We start from the raw sequence: 17,322 nt of genomic DNA on the forward strand, positions 1-17,322 counted from the left end.
TTGCACAAAATATTTATAGGTGGATTTTTCGGGGAAACTTCGCGAACCAGGAGACAGGATGAAAACGTCCGTAAACCAGAAGCGTCGCAGGCTCCTCAAACTCGGCGGTGCAGCCGCCATCCTGCCGGTGGCAGGCGGCGGCACCGGCAACTATGCGGCGATCAGTTCCGCACAGGCCAGCGAAACCGGCACTTCCCCGAGCACCGATTCCCTCTCCACTTCCGCACAAGCCGCTTCACCGCTCCTCTCCGCCGATCAGGCGCTGCTGTTCCAGTACGATCAACCCGCCGTCGAATCCAGCATCCAGTTTCAGGGCCTGCCGGTCGGCAATGGTCGTCTGGGTGCGCTGGCAGGCGGCGCAAGCGAGAGGGAGGCGCTTTACCTGAACGAGATCACGCTATGGTCGGGCAGCAAGGACGTCGTCGACCTGGCCTATACGACAACCGGCATGGGCACCTACCTGTCGCTCGGCAAGCTCTATATCGATCTGCCTGCTCACGCCGGCGCCACGAGCTACCAGCGCTCGCTCGACATCAGCAATGCGCTCGTGCGCACGCAGTACAGCGTCGGCGGCAGGACCTACCGGCGCGAGATCTTCAGCAGCTTTCCCGACAATGTGATCGTCGTGCGGCTCACCTCGGATGGAGGCACCTATAACGGCACCGTATCGCTGATCGACGGCCAGGGTACCCAGACCGTTGGCGAGTCGAATCATGCACTGTCATTTTCGGGTTCAGTCGGCGGTAGCGGAGAGCTGTACGCCACGTACCTGTCGGTTATTCCGGATGCGGGCGTCGCGCGGTTCAACTCCGCCACTGGGCAGATTACGCTGCAGAATTGCCCTGCGCTCACGATCATCGTTGCGGCACGCACCGACTACACCGGGCGTTACGTCGACAGTTACCTGACGGGCATCAACCCGCGCAGCGCCACGATCGCAGACGTGACGAACGCCGCGGCTCGGGGCTACTGGGATCTTCTGTGGCGCCACGTGCGCGACTATCGCGGTCTCTTCGGGCGCATGGAGCTGAACCTCGGCACCTCGAGCGCCGCGCAGAGGGCGCTGACAATCCCGGCCCGGTTGCAGGCGCGCGGAGCGAACCCTGCGCTGGCCGATCCCGAACTCGAAGCGATGTACGTGCAGTTCGGACGCTACCTCACGATCTCGTCGTCGCGCGGCTCGATGCCTGCGAATCTGCAGGGCTTGTGGAGTACGACGAACAATCCGCCGTGGATGGCCGACTACCACACCGATATCAACGTGCAGATGAACTACTGGCTCGCCGATCGCGCGGGATTGCCGGAGTGCCAGTTGCCGTTTGCCGATTACGTCACCGGGCAATATCCGTCGTGGGTCCAGTCCACGCGGAATCATTTCAACGACGCCGCCAACGTGAATTACAGCAATTCGAACGGCAAGGTGGCGGGCTGGACGGTGGCGATTTCGACCGGCATCTACGGCTCGCTCGGCTGGGACTGGAGCCCGCCGGCGAGCGCATGGTATTGCCGCACGCTGTGGAATCACTACCAGTACACGCTGGACAAGCGCTATCTGGCGAACATCTACCCCGTGATGAAATCTGCCTGCGAGTTCTGGCAGGCGCGCCTGATCCGGGATCCGGCGACGGGGCTGCTCATCGACGACAAGGACTGGTCGCCGGAGCAGGGACCTCACCAGCAGCTCGGCATTACCTATGCGCAGGAACTCGTTTGGGACCTGTTCACCAACACGGTCGCGGCGAGCCAGTTGCTTGGCAAGGACGCGGATTTCGCGCAGACACTTGCGACGCTGAAGTCGAACCTCTATCTGCCGAAAGTGAGCCCGACGACCGGCCAGCTTCAGGAATGGATGAGCGACAGCGTCGTCGGCGAAACGGGGCACCGGCACCTGTCGCCGTTGATCGGGTGGTTTGAAGGCGAGCGCATCACGCTCGACAGCGATCCGAAACTCGTGGCCGGTGTAAAGGCCCTGCTCACCGCGCGCGGCTTCAACTCGTTCGGTTGGGGACTGGCATGGCGCATCGCCTGCTGGGCGCATTTCCACGATGCCGCCACCTGCTATTCGATGATTCCGAAGCTGTTGAACTACTCGGCGGGTAACGACGGGGTGAACGGCACGTTTGCCAATATGTTCGACGCCTACGCGCTGTCGAGCAACTCGTCAGCATTCCAGATCGATGCGAACTTCGGCGGTCCGGCGGCGATATTGGAGATGCTGCTGCAAAGCAGGATGGATCGCATCACGCTGCTGCCCGCGTTGCCGTCGCAATGGGGTACTGGAAGCGTCAAGGGGCTGCGGGCGAAAGGCGGGTTTGCAGTGGACCTCGCGTGGAGCAATGGCGCGTTGTCGTCCGTCAAGCTCACCAGCGTGGGAGGGACGCGGACAAACCTGTACTACGGCAACGCTTCGCGTGCGGTCGTGATCCCTGCGAATGGCACGGCAAAGTTCGACGGCAGACTGCAGCCCGTTTCCTGGTAGCCTCATGCCGAAACGCTGCCGATCGCAGCCTCGACCTTGACGCCGTTGATGAAGGAGTATTGAAGAGCAGCCTGTGACGGTGCGCGCCTCGCGGCGCGCGCCGTTATCCCAACGTCACTGGCTTGGTTGAGTCGTCGCTTCGCGCAGCGTGCTGAGCGTGTTTTCGCGCGTTTCGCCGATGCTGCCTTTCGTTTCCAGCAGCGCGGTCAATGCGCTAACCATGGTCTCGACCCGGAAGCGCGCTTCGAAAGTGTGAACTGCCTGAGCGCGCATGGCGGCGCGCGCGGTGTCGTCGAGTTCGAGCCAGCGCACGAGATTCTTTTCCGTACCGTCGACCGTATCGGCGGCCACCATCCCCGCACCGTCCGCTTCGATCTCGCGCCACACGTTGACCTTGTCGGAGATCAGCGCCGGCAGTCCGCAGCCGAGCGCCTCGGCAACCGCAACGCCGAAGTTCTCCTGATGCGAGGGCAGAACGAACACGTCGCTTGCATGGAACGCGCCCCACTTGAGATCGCCTTGCAGCATGCCCGGCAGGCTGAGGCGGTGCGCGATGCCGGCTGCCTGAGCCTGGGCGCGCAAGCTGGCCACCCAGCCGGTCTCGTCGGGACCCGCGATCATGAGATGCAGCGACGGGTCGCGGCCGGCGATACGCGCGAACGCATCGATCAGCAGATCGCAGCCTTTCTTCGCGTGCACGCGGCCGAGAAACAACACGATGCGTTTGCCGCGTAAGCCGGGCACGGCTTGCAGGAACGCTTCGCGCACAGACGCTGCGTCGAGCGGCGGCACGGTCGCGCCGTACGGCACGATGCGCTCATGCGCGCGGTACAGCCAGAACGATTGACGAGCACGCGTACGCTCTTCCTCTGTCGTAAAGATGACGGCGCGTGCATCGCGCAGCACGCGGTATTCGGCCCACGGCCAGTACAGCCACTTCTTCAGATGCTTGAGCGGGTAAGCCTGTTTGAACCAGGGGTCGAGCATGCCGTGCACGTACACGTAATAGGGCACGTCGCTTTGACGCAGCGCTTTCCATGCTGCGAAGCCGTGGTATTGCCACAGGCCGTGCACGATGACCGCATCGAAGCGCTTCGCGTTGGTCGCGATCCACGGTGCGAGTTGCGCGCTATAACTATAGCGGCTGGTGACGGGGCCAAACGCGTGGACGGGAAACGGAAAGGACGCGAGGTAGGTGTCACCGGGCGCGTCGCAGGTGGCCACTTCAATTTCGTGTCCAGCGTCCTGCATCGCCGCGCCGCTGCGGCGAACGCCTTCAACCGGGCCGCCGGCGCGGGGATCGACGCTTGCAAGCAAATGGAGAATTTTCATCGGACGATATTCCGTCGATTGGTGTTTCGCGTCGACGTGGTGTGCGACACGAGGGCACCGAACTGGCTGGAGCCGGGCGCGGTGCTTGCCGCGTGCGACATGCCGAGGGTCGTCGCGAGATCCGCGCGACCCATGCCGGGCTGGATTCTGCCCGGCAATTCAGGCATGGCGGCCGGGTGCAAATGCGGGGGCTTAGGTGCGCGCTTCACACGAGCCGGCAGTGCGCGCTGCAAGCGCGCGTGCGTGGCGATCATCAGGCCCAGGGCGATACCGAATATCAGCCCGGAAAAACGCGGCCCGAGCGGATTGCCGCCGATCGACGTAGCCGGCAGCGCGGCGAACAGCATGATGGCGCGGCCCAGCACCGGAAGCATGGGCGCGTCGGGAACCACCACGCGCCAGTAGCGGTAGGAGAAAAAGCAGATTACCAGCGCGGCCAGACTCGCCAAAGGCATGGCGATGCCGAACAGCAGTCCGCCCGCGAAGAGCTGATAGACCCAGAAATTGTGACCCGCCGGCCATTCGTTGATCGCGTAAAAGTCTTTCTCGCTGATCTGGCCGGCAAGGTCCGGCAGATAGACGGGGGAATAGCGGTAGTAGTGTCCGTAGCCTTCGCCGAACAGCAGCGTTTCCGGCGACGACGTCACCTGGTCATACTGATCGCGCATCTCGGCGAGACGGGTGATCGTGGTTGGATCCTTGCCGGTGACGGTTTCTTCGGACGCGAAAATGCGCTGCGTCCAGTGCTCGGTGACAGTCGGAAAACTCACTGCCACGATGCCGACTACACCGGCCAGCACCGCGCCGGTTATTACGCTGCGGGCGGCCGTACGCCAGATAAGCTGGATCGACGGTGCGCTCAGTGCCATGGCGATCAGGAACAGCAGGACCGTACCCACCAGCAAACTGCGCGTCACGCTCAGCAGCTCGACGATCACGCTGACTGCGAACACTGAGACGGTGAAAAACGAAAAGCGTTTGGCGACGACGAATTCGTGCAGTAGCACGCCTTGCAGCCCGAGCAACGTCACCGAGATGATACGAAAGCGCGCATCCTCGAGATCGCCGCTTGTGGCGAGGCCATAGACGAAGGTAAACAGGAGACAGATCACGTTGGCGACAAACAGCGCTTTCTCGAACTGCGTGATTCTGTATTCGCTCCACGGACGGCAGGCTACGAGATAGCCCAGCAAAAACAGCAGGAACGGCAGAAGAACGCGCAGATAGTTGCCGGTGTCGTTATCCTGAACAAACTGGGCGACGATGCTGCCGAGCACGCATAGCAGCACGCTAAAGGTGACCACCGAGCGCAGCCGCGAGCCGTTGTGAAAGCGTGGCGCGATCAGGGCGAGAGCGAGCCCCGCGGCGATCACGGGAATGACGAATATGAACTGGACGAAGTGGCCTACGTTGGCGTCGGGCGCTTTATAGTCCAGCGCAAGCGGTAACAGAAATAACCATATCCAGAGCGTCGCATACTGATGGCGCATTGCTGATTCCTCCCCGTGCTGTCGATCCGCCGTCGGTCTAAAGCGGACGGTCTCGCATCGGGTCATTGTGCGGGAATATCCCCGCGTGGCCGCTCTGCGCACCCCTTTTCGTCGCCGTTTGCCTGGGTTCTGGCGACAGTGGCAAGGGCGCTCCCTGCAAGACGCGCGCACACTTGCTGATGTTGTCGGCCAATGCCTTGATGTTGGCGCGCACGCACGCGTGCCGCCACCGAAGATGCAAAAAGGGACATGCGCCCACGAATGGTGACAGGGGAGAACAACATGAAATTATTCGGCGGGGCGAGACCCTCAACAGCCGGGCGAGCCATCGAGCTGGATTTCGTGCGGGGCATCGCCATTATCATGGTGATGGGGTTTCACTTTCATGCCGTTCAGACCGGCAATTTCCTGATTGAGATCGTTGAATATCCCCTGAAGAATTTCGGGCGGGAAGGCGTCAATCTGTTCTTTACGCTGAGCGGTTTTCTGGTTGGCGGCCTGTTGCTTCGACAGTACGCCGAAACCGGTAACGTCGACGCCAAGCGCTTTATTGTCCGGCGGATTTTCCGCATCTGGCCCGCGTATTACGTGTTGATCGCGTTTCATGTGCTGGCCGGGCGCCATCCGTGGAATACCTTTCTGGTCCAGAACCTGACCCACCTGCAGAACTATCTGGGCACCTCGATTACGCAGACCTGGAGCCTCGCAGTCGAAGAACACTTTTATCTCGTCCTGCCGGCACTACTGTTGCTGTTCGCGCGCTGGCGCCTCAGTGCGTGGACGATCGTCGGCGTGCTCACGGGAATCTGCGCGGTGGTGCTCACCGCGCGCTGCTTCGCGGTGGCGGGCGGTAACCTGGAAGGAGCATTCGCGTACACGCAATACCGCATCGACAGTCTGCTGGTCGGCGTGATTCTGTCCGCGATCTACTGGATGAAACCGGGCGTCTATCATCAGATCGCGAAGCGCAAATGGCTGCTGATCGCCAGCGTCGTGGTGCTGTGCGCGTGGCTTGCCCTTGCGACGAAACACATCGCGCTCGACGAAAGCATCGGCTATACGATTCAGGCGCTCGGTTTTGCCGCACTGATCGTGTTCGTGCTGGAGTATTCCGGATCGTTCAAGACGTCGTGGGTGTATCGCGGGATTGCCTGGATCGGCCTCTATTCGTACGGTATTTACCTGTGGCATTCGCTTGCGCTCGCCCCGGGCGACATGCTGATTCGAAAAATGACCGCCATGGGTCTCGCGCCGAGCGTCATCTGGATCGTGGCGCTTGCCGCGCAGTTTGCGTTCGCGATTGCGATCGGCTACGTGACCACGCGCGCGATCGAGTATCCGTTCCTGCTGATGCGCAATGCCCTGTTCCCGGCAAAGCGCAACAGCTCGGTGCGGGAAGAAGTGCCTGTTGCTGGCGGCCAGTTGTCCTGAGTACGTTCAAGTTCAACCATGAGCGGCCTGGCCTCGCGCCAGGCGCTCTGAGTTTCTGCCGAAGTGAGGGTGTCTCGAAGAAGGCGTGTTGCCGGATCAGGCTATCAGGCCATCTGCTGCAACAAGGTCTGCTTGAATTGCCCGAGCGTATGCCGTGACAGCAGATCTTCGCGTGCGGCCGGAACGGCCTCGGGTTCGTGCGGCCACGAGGTCATGGTCTCGGTGATCGCCTTGCCGATCGAGGCGGAGCTCAGGTCCTTCAGAATCGGCCCCAGTTCGCAGCGCCGGCTGAACCAGCCGATCAGTCCATCTTCCGTTGCAATGACGGGCTTGCCGAAGCGGTACGCCTGCACGAGCACGCCGCTCATGCCGTAGTGTCCCTTGTAGCCTAGCCAGACTGCGTCGCAGGCGGAGAACAGATCGCGCTCCACGTCGTTTGCAATGAACGAGTCGAGTACCAGCGGCGCGGGCGTGAGGCTGCGCACATGATTGCGCATGAAATGGCGCGTGCCCGCATCCTGCTCACCGGCAACGATCAGCGTGGGCGCATGCTCCAGACGCGTCAACGCGTGGACCAGTTCGTAGATGCCCTTTCGTTCGGTGATCGAGCCGTACACCAGCAGATAACGTTGCGTGGGGTCCAGCCCGAGACGCTCACGGGCCAGCACGGGATTTTCCGCACGCTCGTCCGGAAACGGGTCCGCGACATAGGCGACCGCGGCGCTGTTTTTTGAAGTGTTGTGTGCGGCCCATTCCGGCAGAGTCGGGTCGATCGTCAGCAGTGTGCGCAGCCCGGCAGAGCGGATTGCACGCTTGAAAAGGAGCGCCTTGACGGCATTCACAATCGGCCGATCCGGCGACTTGATGCCGACCTTGTGATGATGGAAAGTCGAGCGCATCGTGATGCCGATCCACGGTGTCTTGCGAAACGGCGAACCGAGAAACGGCAATCCATAGAAGAAGTAATCGACATAGGGCACGACCACCAGCCTGATCGGCTGCGCGTGGCTGACGATGCGATGCACGCGCTTGAAATAGCGGTGAAAGCGCGAATACTGGTTCGACTGGGGCAACAGCCCGCGGGGCCGCTCCTCGGGATCGACGAACGCGATCTGCAGATCCGCGCGGTTCGCGGCGACGATCTGCCTCGCGAGCCGGTGGTCCTCGTTGGCGGATTCCGTGGCGAGAATGCACGGATAGCCGGCTTCCGTGCAGGCCTGCATGGTCCATTCGACATAGCGCCAGCGGTGGCCGGTGAGGTTGGGTTCCACAATCAGGACGTAGTCTTGTTCCATCGATTCAGTGGTCTTCAGTGGTCGAATGCGTTGTGGAAAAGCACCCTTGCGCCGGCTGTCTGAGGCGCTAGCTGAACAACGTTAGCATCGGCGGCGTCAGTGAATCCGTCTATTTGACCCGTTCTGTGGGTAAACGTACTAGCGCGCAATGGCTTCGGCTGAACTGACCTAGCTGATGGCGGTTGTTGCCGATTCTCTCGCTGTAAGGTCGTATATGGAATTCGATGAAAAAACTCGCCAGCTTGCTGGTGCAATCTAACAATTTATGCGCCGGCGGCGTTTCGCAGCGATGTATTGAATCGCTGCTTATGGCCGACTCAACGGCGCTCCGATTCGACGGAGAAACAGCTTGCGGGCGATCAGGCTTCCGGCGCTCTCGATAGCGGCCAGCTTCGGCGCGAGCGCGGCGACGTGGGTGCTATTGCAGCAGTTCGCTGTGCGTGGACTTGTAGCGATCAAATTTCTTGCGATCGGCCGGATGCTCGGGCCGGCGGCGATCGGCAGCGTGAGCGTGGCTTTGCTCGCGGTGGCGATTGCCGAGGCGTTGTCGGACACCGGTCTCGCGCAGGCGGTCATTCAAGGCGAACATCCACCGTCGCGTTCACAACTCGGCGCGGTGTGGACGACGCTGACTGCGCGCGGCGTGCTCATCTCACTGCTGCTGGTTGCGCTTGCACCATTGTTGAGCAGTCAGTTCCATCTGAACGGCTCACTGGTGCTGATTCAGCTTGCCGCGCTGCTGCCGCTGTTACGCGGTCTCGCCTCGCCCACCTACTACCTCGTGCAGCGCGAACGGCGCTTCCAGCATATTGCCGGCGTCGAGGTCGGGGCGGCCTTTGTCGATTGTTCGGTCGGACTGGGGCTCGCGTATTTCGGCGCCGGTGCGGCTTCGGTGTTGCTCGGCCTCGTGGCCGGCGAGAGCCTGAAAAGCATCCTGACCTGGGCGACGATGAAACCGCGTCCGCCGATGCGCGCCGTGTGGTCGGGTATCGGTCATTACGTCGGCTTCAGCCGCTGGATCTGGGCGAGCAGCGTGATCAACCTGCTGCTCAACCAGTTCGACAAGGTCGTAGTCGGCAAACTGCTCGGCCCGGCGCAACTCGGTGGCTATCAGATGTCGTCGCGGCTCGCGCAGATGCTGCTCGCCGACGCCGCTATCGCGATGTCGCAATACCTCTTTCCCACCTTCGCGGCACGCCATCGGCGGAGTCCGCAGGCCGCATCGCGGTTGATCAAGATTTATCTGCTCGTGATCGCGATCGGGCTGACGGGGTTCGTCGCGGTGCTGAGGTTGATCGCCGAGCCGCTCTTCTCGCTGATTCTCGGCGCGGCCTGGTTGCCTGCGGTGCCGCTGTTCAGGATTCTGGTGATCAATATGGCGATCGGCGCGTTGATTGCCGTGCTGGTTGCTTATCTGCGCGCGGTGGGTGACGCGAAGGCGACGGTGCATGCGTCGCTGATTCAGGTTGTCGTGCTGCTGGCAAGCGTGCCTGCAGCGGTTCACTGGTGGGGCGTGACGGGTATTGCCTGGTCCATGACCCTTGGCCTTGGCTGCGCCGCGGCGTGGATGCTGTTCAGAACGCTGACCGCAAGGACTTCGTGATGCGCGTTTTACATCTGGTTCTGGCGCCGCGTTTGTCGGGCGCCGAAGTCCTCGCCAAGGATCTCGCTATCGATCAGAGCGCCGAAGGCATGGCCGTATGCATGGCCTCGCTGTTGCCTGTGCACGCCGAATTCCTGCCCTTGCAGGACGAGCTGCAGCGGCATGGTGTGCAGTGCTGGTTTCCTTCACGGCGCAGGCGCCTCGCGGGCAAACTGTGGAATCTGTTCTTCACGGTGCGGCGATTTAAACCGGACGTGATTTTCGCGCACGCCACGATCCCTTCGTTTTATGCGCGCGCGTTGCCGCTGCGAGTGCCGGTCGTCTACGTCATGCATTCGGCGACCAACGATTTCGAGCGGCCATTGTTCAGGCGCGTCGAGCACATTCTGTCCGGACGTGCCCGGGTCGTGATCAGCGTGTCGCAACAAGGCATGACCGATTACGTGCAGGCCATCGGACCGCATCCTGCGATGACCGTGGTGCCCAACGGGGTCGACCTCGGCCGCTTCGCGTTCACGGACGGCGCCGCGCACAACGGCCGGGCACCTCAGGTCGTGCAGATCGGGCGGTATGCGTCGGTGAAGAATCAGCTTCTGACGGTGCGTGCCTTCGGCCAGGTGCTCGAGCAGGTGGCGGACGCGCGCCTCGTCTTGTACGGCGTGGTCGAAGATCCGGAGTATCAGCGCACTGTCATTGGCCTCGCGCAGGAGTTGGGGATCGCGCACCGCGTCGTGGTGGCCGGTCCGCGTACCGATGTGGCGAGCGTGCTGTCAGAGTCGAACGTGTTTGTCATGCCCTCGCGTTCCGAGGCGCACAGCGTCGCGTTTCTTGAAGCGTTGGCTTCCGGTATCCCGATCGTCGCGAGCCGGATTCCGTCGTTTGCCTTCGCGAACGGCTTTCCCGGTGTGCAGTTAGTCGATACGGACGATGTGCCGTGCTATGCGGATGCCGTGGTCGCGGCGCTAGGGCAGGCGCGGGCGCAACGCTCGCTTGCCGGTCTGACGCTCAGGGATACGGCGGCCCGTTATCGGGCAATCGCGCATCAGGTCAGCAGCCGTCTCGCCGTGCCGGCCCGATAGTTCTTCGGTTTGACCCTGCCTGTTTCCGGCCTGTTGCTTGCGCCGGAACCCCCGACTTTCAATGGTGGCTGATTGAGAGGCCGCGTTCGTCGGGCGTCGATTCGGGCGCGGGTGTCGACGGCCACGCGCTTGCCAGTTCGGACTCGCGCATCGCGAGAGTCAACAGGCGTTGGGCTTCCTTGCTGCTTGAGTCGACCTGCAGCGCGTCGCCGGCTTTGTGCCAGACGCACGCCCATCGTGCGACATAGCCACAACCTCGCGCCACGCTCAAAAGTGCGTCCCGCTGTTGTTCACGCGCGGTCACGGTTTCGCGCATGCGCAGCGCGTCGGGGTTGTCCGGCTGGGCCGCCATGGCTGCCACCAGGCGCGCTTTCGCCGCCGACAGATTGTTCTGCTGCAGATTGGCGCGAGCGGACCTGATCTGCTTTGAAGCGTCTACGTTAGGTTTGACGGATGGGTTGTAAGTCTGGCCACCCGGGTTGCGCTTCGCCTCGGCCGACGCAGTTACTACGTGCCGCGGCGCCGGCGGCGCAGCGATTGGCGGGACCGGGGCCGATCGCACGGGCGCGGGCTTCACGGGCCGTTGAGCAACGAAGACCGGTGCGGACCGCTGAGCGACGACAACCGGCGGCTTGACGTGCTGGGTCTTCACTTTGCCGGACACCGCGATAGGGGTGCCGTCGTCCGAGTCGTTGGTGTGAATGAAGCCCAGGTACACGGCGGACGCCACAAGCAGCATCGAGACGCTGAGCACGAGCGGCTGGCGCAGCCTGTGCACGACGGGGGCGGCGACCGGTGTCTCGCTAATGACGGAATACGGATCGGTTAGCGCTCTCGAAGACGGGCGCCAGATTCGCGGCGTCATGAGCCGGGTGGCCAGCATCGGCTGAGGGTCGCCCAGCGGTATTTTCAAGGAGGGAGGCGGCGTGCGGCGCGCGCCGAGCGAATCGACCGGACGCGCGCCGCACTCGGTGCATGGCGTAAAGCGACCGGCTAGCGACGCACCGCAGTGCTCGCATTGGGGGTAATCATGCTGATCGGAAGTAACGTCGCTAAGCATTGCCGTTTCGCAAAGGGGCGTCGAATGCCGGCGCCACAATCAAAAAGAACCAGGCACGGCAGCGAGGCTTGCAAGCGGGATTACTGTGCGACGACGTAACCCCGCGCTTGCATGCACGCGCCATAAGCGGCCCAATACTGTGTCATTGGCGGTTCAGGCGCCGGCAGCGGCGGCAGCTTTACGCCAGATGCAGCGGCCGTCTGTGCCGCGCTGGCTGCTGCCGTTTCCGAGGCGCCGTTATCCGCGCTGGTTGCCGATGCCGGCGTGGCCGCCGTCGTCGTCGTTGCTGTTGCCGTGGTCGAGCTTGCTGACTTGGTCGCTGCAGCGGTCGTTGCCGTGCTCACGCCGGCCCCGCTTGCGGCAGGCGCGGTTGCGGCTGCGGGCATGCTTGCGCCAGGCGGGGTCGCCGAAAAACTGCTTTGGGGCAAGGGTGGCCGCGACGGGGCACCCGTCGACGATGTTTTGGTTGCCGCAGGTTTGCGCGGTGGAAGCTGCGATTCGTGCGCGATGTTGATCTTCGTCTGCTTGTTGGCAGTGGCGTAGCACATCGCGGTGTCGATGCTGCGCTGATAAGCGCTTTGACTTCGGATGGGGTAGACGAGTGGCTGCCATGCGAAAGCAGCACTGCTAAACACCCATAGCGTCAATGCCGTATATATTCTGATTCCCATCGCAGTCGCTCCCGCAGCGATGTTTCGCCGTTCGCCGGCAATCGCGCTTCGCGGTATGTTCTCGTACCTGCTGATTTTGCCGCTGAACGGCGGCTCACTTCCGCGAAGGCTGCTTTCTTGAGGGTAGCACCGGGGAGCGTCGGCGCAAGACGTCGTATAGCGCGCGAAAACGCCATCCTGCAGTCGAATCACGACACTCCAGCGTGAAAGGGCGGCAAACGCGGCGAAAAGCCAGGGGAATTCCCTGGACGCCGCGTGCCGCCACGCTGACTGAAAGACCAGATTGTCAGATCGCCTTTCTCACCGCTTGGAAATCCGCCTGGTCAGCTGCGTTGCGATATTCCGCCAGCCATTTGTCGCGTTTCGTCGCCGCGGCCAGGACGTTGCGCTCCTTGACGTGACCGAAACCGCGAATCTCGTCAGGGAGATTGGCAAGCCGCATCGCGACGTCCAGACGGCTGTTGTCCAGCGTGCTGCAGAACTCGTCGATCAACGCGATGTACTGGTCAATCAGGACGCGTTCACCGCGCCGCTCGGCGGTCTTGCCGAACACGTCGAACGCACCGCCGCGCAGGAATTTGAGCTTCGCGAGCACACGGAACATCGGGAGGGTCCATTGCCCGAAGCGTTGCTTTTTCAGGTGACCATGTTCATCGCGTTTCGCCAGCAGGGGCGGTGCGAGGTAAAAGCCGAGCTTGTAGTCGCGGCCAGGTTCGCCTTCGAACTGTGCCCGCAGTTTGTCGAAGTACGCCGGGTCGGCATAGAGACGTGCAACCTCGTATTCGTCCTTGTAGGTCATCAGCTTGGCCAGATTGCGCGCCGCCACCGGTGTGAGGCGTAGCTTCGAGCCCGCGGCGAGCGCGGTTTCTTTGGCTCGCATCTGTTCGATTACCGCTCGATAGCGCGCGGCATACTGCTCATTCTGATAGAGGCCCAGCAGTTCGACGTTGCGCTCGATGAGCCGCTCCAGCGACTCCGGCATCTGCACAACGATTGCCTGTTGCTGATTGGCGCGCGGCGCGAATGCATCGGCCGCTGCTTCGCCATGCTGCGCGACAAAGCGGCCCCATTCGAACGCGAGGCGATTCTTGTCGACCGCCACGCCGTTCAGTTCGATGGCACGGTCGAGGCTTTCGTAGCTGACCGGCAGCCAGCCGCGTTGCCATGCGAAACCTAGCAGTAGCGGATTGGCGTATAGCGTGTCGCCAAGCAATGCGAGCGCGAGGCGATTGGCGTCGATGAAATCGCAGTCCTCGCCGATGCTGTCGCGCAGGTCGCCCTGGATCTGGTCGCCGGGAAAGGCCCACTGCGGATCGCGCACGAATTGCGCGGTCGGCGTTGCGCCGCTGTTGATCGCGGCCTTGGTGACACCGCGTTGCGTGCGTGCCAGGACTTCGGCGGACGCCGATACGATCGCGTCGCAGCCCAGAATCAGACGCGCTTCGCCGGTCGCGATACGGGTTGCGTGCAACTCGTCCGGCGTTGCTGCGATCTGCACGTGGCTCAGTACAGCGCCGCCTTTTTGCGCGAGGCCCGCCATGTCGAGCACGCTCACGCCTTTGTTCTCGAGATGCGCGGCCATGCCGAGCAGGCCGCCGATCGTCACGACACCGGTACCGCCGACACCCGTGACGAGCACGCCATAGGGTTTGGCAAGGCCGGCGATCGCCGGGCGCGGTAGCGCGGTGAAGTCGGGAAGCGCGGAGCCACGATCTGCCTTCGCCGGCTTCTTCAACTGCGCGCCTTCAGCGGTAACGAAGCTCGGGCAAAAGCCGTTCACGCACGAGAAGTCTTTGTTGCACGACGACTGATTGATCTTGCGCTTGGTGCCTTGCGGCGTTTGCAGCGGTTCGACGGACAGGCAATTCGATTTCACCGAGCAGTCGCCACAGCCTTCACAGACGGCGTCGTTAATGAACGCCCGCTTGGCCGGATCCGGATAGGTGCCGCGCTTACGGCGCCGGCGCTTTTCGGTCGCGCAGGTCTGGTCGTAGATCAGGATCGTGGTGCCCGCGACCTCACGCAACTCGCGTTGCAGACGATCGAGTTCGTCGCGGTGATACACCTTCACGCCTTCCGGCAAGCGCACGCCGGTAGCATATTTTTCGGGTTGGTCGGTGACGACGAGCACCTGCTTCGCCCCTTCGGTGGTCACCTGGAACGCGATCTGCGGCACCGTCAGCACGCCGTCGATGGGCTGGCCGCCGGTCATCGCGACCGCATCGTTATAGAGAATCTTGTAGGTGATATTCGCACCGGCCGCGATCGAGGCGCGGATCGCCAGCAAACCCGAGTGAAAGTAAGTACCGTCGCCCAGATTCGCGAACACGTGACGTTCGTTGGTGAAGTGCATCTGGCCAGTCCACGCCACGCCTTCGCCGCCCATCTGGCTGAAGGTTTCCGTGTTGCGGTCCATCCATATGGTCATGTAGTGGCAGCCGATGCCGGCGAGCGCGCGTGAGCCTTCGGGGACGCGCGTCGACGTATTGTGCGGGCAGCCCGAGCAGAACCACGGCTGCCGTTCGGTGACGGTGCGCGGCGTGGCTGCGTCGCGTTCCTTCGCTTCGATGATGGCGATGCGTGCTTCGATCCGGGCGCGTACGTCCGCAGGCAAATCGGCTTTCGCAAGACGCCGCGCGATCGCCTTTGCGATCAGCGCCGGCGACAGTTCGTATTGCATCGGCAACAGCGCCTGGCCGCGCGGGACCGACCACTCGCCGCCTGCGTCGTCGCGTTGATCGAACTTTCCGAATACTTTCGGACGCACGTCGTCGCGCCAGTTGTAAAGCTCTTCCTTCAGCGCATATTCGAGGATCTGGCGTTTCTCTTCGACCACCAGAATCTCGTCGAGTCCTGTAGCAAAATCGCGTGCGTTCTGCGCATCGAGCGGCCACACGCAACCGACCTTGAGCACGCGAATGCCGATCCGTGCGCAGGTGTCGTCGTCGAGCGACAGGTCCGCCAGCGCCTGACGCACGTCGAGGTAGGCTTTGCCCGCGGTCATGATGCCCAGACGCGGCGTTGGGCTGTCGATCACCACGCGGTTCAGTTTGTTTGCGCGCACATAGGCGAGCGCCGCATACCACTTGTGGTTGAGCAAACGCGCTTCTTGCGCGAGCGGCGGATCGGGCCAGCGGATGTTCAAGCCGCCTTCGGGCATGTCGAAGTCATCTGGCAACACGATCTGCAAACGGTCCGGATCGATGTCGATCGACGCGCTGGCTTCCACAACGTCTGTCACGCATTTCATCGCGACCCACAGACCGGAATAGCGGCTCATGGCCCAGCCGTGCAGACCATAGTCGAGATACTCCTGCACGCTCGCCGGATAGAGCACCGGAATGCCGCTCGCGACGAACATGTGCTCGGACTGGTGGGCAACGGTTGACGACTTCGCCGCGTGGTCGTCGCCCGCCAGCACCAGCACGCCGCCATGCGGATCGGTGCCCGCGGAGTTGGCATGCTTGAAGACGTCGCCGGTGCGATCGACGCCCGGACCCTTGCCGTACCACATGCCGAATACGCCATCGACTTTCGCGTCGGGCCACAGATTGAGTTGCTGCGTGCCCCACACAGCGGTGGCGGCGAGATCCTCGTTAACCCCTGGCTGGAACACGACGTCGTGTTCCTTCAGATGCTTTTTCGCTTTCCATAGTGCCTGGTCGAATGCGCCGAGCGGAGAGCCGCGATAGCCCGATACATAACCCGCCGTGTTCAGTCCCGCGCGCCGGTCCCGTTCTTTCTGCAGCATCGGCAAGCGGACCAGCGCCTGGGTACCGCTCATGTAAACGCGGCCTTTCTCAAGCGTGTATTTGTCGTCGAGTGAAACGGTGGCGAGGGCGTCGTGCAGCGGGGGCGATAGGGGGGCGTTCATGGGGCGGCGTCTCCGGAAGCTTTATTGTCCTGGCGAGTATAGGAAGCCGAATTCCCATCGTAAAATCACAAATACCGAACCCTGCTATGCGAAAAACACATGTCAAAAGACGTCACATTGCGGCAGATGCGTTACTTCGTTGCGGCCGCGCAAAACGGGCAGTTTTCGATGGCGGCGGCGACCGAACACGTGTCGCAATCCGCGATTACCAATGCGGTACTTGCGCTGGAGGAGACGCTGGGAACCCGGCTCTTTGAACGCCTTCCGCAAGGTGTCGCGCTGACGCCGGATGGGCAGGACTTTCTCAATCACGCGCGTCACATCCTCGATTCGGTACGCGACGCGATCTACAAGGCGCCGTTTCGCTCACACGACCTTAAGGGCACGGTGCGTATTGCTGCCTCGTACACCTTGCTCGGTTATTTCCTGCCGGAACTGTTGGGGCGGTTTCGTGCGACTTACCCACACGTCGAGCTGGATCTGCGCGACGCCGATCGTCCCGAGATCGAGCAGGCCATACTCGATGGCGACATCGATCTGGGTGTGGCGTTGCTATCAAATGTGGATCATCTCAAACGGTTTCAGCATCACGTGCTGATCCGTTCGCGGCGTCAGTTGTGGACCGCACCGACGCATCCGCTGGCACAGGTGAACTCGCCGTCGCTCGCGGACATCGCGGCGTATCCGTATATCCTCATCACCGTCGACGAGAGCGAACGAGCGACGCTGCGTTACTGGAAAGAAAACGGCGTCGAGCCGAATATCGCATTTCGCACAAGTTCAATGGAGGCGTTGCGCGGACTGGTGGCGCATGGCTTTGGCGTAACGATCCTCTCGGACATGGTGTTTCGGCCATGGTCGCTGGAAGGCAAGCGGATCGATGCCCGGCCGATTCTCAACGCGATCCCGCAGATGGATGCGGGGATGTTGTGGCGCAAGGGTGCAACGCTCGATGCGCCGGCGTTGGCATTCCAGCAGTTCCTGATTCATGCGTGCGGCAGCTAAGCC

General features: G+C 62.4%; 11 protein-coding genes. 5 read left to right on the forward strand and 6 right to left on the reverse strand.

Annotated features, from left to right (window positions below):
- Positions 1-58: 58 nt before the first annotated feature.
- A complete protein-coding gene (locus M0D68_RS18740) occupies positions 59-2,479 on the forward strand; it encodes a glycoside hydrolase N-terminal domain-containing protein (RefSeq protein ID WP_266224925.1) in 2,421 nt (806 codons plus the stop codon).
- 114 nt (positions 2,480-2,593) lie between these two features.
- Here the strand turns inward: M0D68_RS18740 and M0D68_RS18745 are convergent, their stop codons facing one another.
- Entirely contained in the window at positions 2,594-3,811 is a 1,218-nt protein-coding gene (locus M0D68_RS18745; protein WP_266224926.1) for a glycosyltransferase, read from the reverse strand.
- Positions 3,808-5,301: an O-antigen ligase gene (locus M0D68_RS18750; protein ID WP_211708297.1), complete on the reverse strand. Its 1,494-nt coding sequence runs from the start codon at positions 5,299-5,301 to the stop codon at positions 3,808-3,810. Before M0D68_RS18750 ends, M0D68_RS18745 begins: the two co-directional genes overlap by 4 nt.
- Positions 5,302-5,583: 282 nt before the next feature.
- Between M0D68_RS18750 and M0D68_RS18755 the strand changes: the two genes are divergently transcribed.
- Positions 5,584-6,732, forward strand: coding sequence for an acyltransferase (locus M0D68_RS18755; protein WP_200652335.1), 1,149 nt, complete (start codon positions 5,584-5,586; stop codon positions 6,730-6,732).
- A gap of 104 nt (positions 6,733-6,836) precedes the next feature.
- Here M0D68_RS18755 and M0D68_RS18760 read toward each other — a convergent pair whose 3' ends face one another.
- Complete coding sequence (locus tag M0D68_RS18760) at positions 6,837-8,027, reverse strand: glycosyltransferase (RefSeq protein WP_200622021.1); 1,191 nt, start codon at positions 8,025-8,027, stop codon at positions 6,837-6,839.
- 349 nt (positions 8,028-8,376) lie between these two features.
- On the opposite strand from M0D68_RS18760, the gene M0D68_RS18765 reads away from it, so the two are divergent.
- Together M0D68_RS18765 and M0D68_RS18770 are read left to right on the forward strand one after the other, a co-directional pair.
- Complete coding sequence (locus M0D68_RS18765; RefSeq protein WP_200622023.1) at positions 8,377-9,630, forward strand: oligosaccharide flippase family protein; 1,254 nt, start codon at positions 8,377-8,379, stop codon at positions 9,628-9,630.
- On the forward strand, positions 9,630-10,709 hold the full coding sequence (locus M0D68_RS18770; RefSeq protein ID WP_211702984.1) for a glycosyltransferase: 1,080 nt from the start codon (positions 9,630-9,632) through the stop codon (positions 10,707-10,709). Before M0D68_RS18765 ends, M0D68_RS18770 begins: the two co-directional genes overlap by 1 nt.
- Before the next feature lie 58 nt (positions 10,710-10,767).
- On the opposite strand, the gene M0D68_RS18775 is transcribed toward M0D68_RS18770, so the two are convergent.
- The 3 genes from M0D68_RS18775 to M0D68_RS18785 all read right to left on the reverse strand — a co-directional run bounded on the left by M0D68_RS18775 (position 10,768) and on the right by M0D68_RS18785 (position 16,314).
- Positions 10,768-11,769 carry a hypothetical protein gene (locus tag M0D68_RS18775; protein ID WP_266224928.1) on the reverse strand — a complete coding sequence of 334 codons (1,002 nt, stop codon included), beginning with the start codon at positions 11,767-11,769 and terminating at the stop codon, positions 10,768-10,770.
- Between the two features lie 80 nt (positions 11,770-11,849).
- The gene (locus M0D68_RS18780; RefSeq protein WP_266224929.1) at positions 11,850-12,440 is read right to left on the reverse strand and encodes a hypothetical protein; all 591 of its coding nucleotides are present in this window, start codon (positions 12,438-12,440) and stop codon (positions 11,850-11,852) included.
- A 286-nt stretch (positions 12,441-12,726) separates the two neighbouring features.
- Positions 12,727-16,314 (reverse strand): indolepyruvate ferredoxin oxidoreductase family protein, encoded by a 3,588-nt coding sequence (locus tag M0D68_RS18785; protein WP_266224930.1) that lies wholly within the window; start codon positions 16,312-16,314, stop codon positions 12,727-12,729.
- Between the two features lie 99 nt (positions 16,315-16,413).
- Between M0D68_RS18785 and M0D68_RS18790 the strand changes: the two genes are divergently transcribed.
- On the forward strand, positions 16,414-17,319 hold the full coding sequence (locus M0D68_RS18790; RefSeq protein WP_093636484.1) for a LysR family transcriptional regulator: 906 nt from the start codon (positions 16,414-16,416) through the stop codon (positions 17,317-17,319).
- The last annotated feature ends 3 nt before the right edge of the window (positions 17,320-17,322 follow it).

Origin of the sequence: Paraburkholderia sp. SEWSISQ10-3 4, assembly GCF_030464785.1 — a bacterium.
GTDB classification, from domain to species: domain Bacteria; phylum Pseudomonadota; class Gammaproteobacteria; order Burkholderiales; family Burkholderiaceae; genus Paraburkholderia; species Paraburkholderia aspalathi.

What these genes read in the sequence shown, in the direction of transcription:
- M0D68_RS18740 (WP_266224925.1), top strand. Translation starts at nt 59, where the DNA reads ATGAAAACGTCCGTAAACCAGAAGCGTCGCAGGCTCCTCAAACTCGGC.
- M0D68_RS18745 (WP_266224926.1), bottom strand. Translation starts at nt 3,811, where the DNA reads ATGAAAATTCTCCATTTGCTTGCAAGCGTCGATCCCCGCGCCGGCGGC.
- M0D68_RS18750 (WP_211708297.1), bottom strand. Translation starts at nt 5,301, where the DNA reads ATGCGCCATCAGTATGCGACGCTCTGGATATGGTTATTTCTGTTACCG.
- M0D68_RS18755 (WP_200652335.1), top strand. Translation starts at nt 5,584, where the DNA reads ATGAAATTATTCGGCGGGGCGAGACCCTCAACAGCCGGGCGAGCCATC.
- M0D68_RS18760 (WP_200622021.1), bottom strand. Translation starts at nt 8,027, where the DNA reads ATGGAACAAGACTACGTCCTGATTGTGGAACCCAACCTCACCGGCCAC.
- M0D68_RS18770 (WP_211702984.1), top strand. Translation starts at nt 9,630, where the DNA reads ATGCGCGTTTTACATCTGGTTCTGGCGCCGCGTTTGTCGGGCGCCGAA.
- M0D68_RS18775 (WP_266224928.1), bottom strand. Translation starts at nt 11,769, where the DNA reads ATGCTTAGCGACGTTACTTCCGATCAGCATGATTACCCCCAATGCGAG.
- M0D68_RS18780 (WP_266224929.1), bottom strand. Translation starts at nt 12,440, where the DNA reads ATGGGAATCAGAATATATACGGCATTGACGCTATGGGTGTTTAGCAGT.
- M0D68_RS18785 (WP_266224930.1), bottom strand. Translation starts at nt 16,314, where the DNA reads ATGAACGCCCCCCTATCGCCCCCGCTGCACGACGCCCTCGCCACCGTT.
- M0D68_RS18790 (WP_093636484.1), top strand. Translation starts at nt 16,414, where the DNA reads ATGTCAAAAGACGTCACATTGCGGCAGATGCGTTACTTCGTTGCGGCC.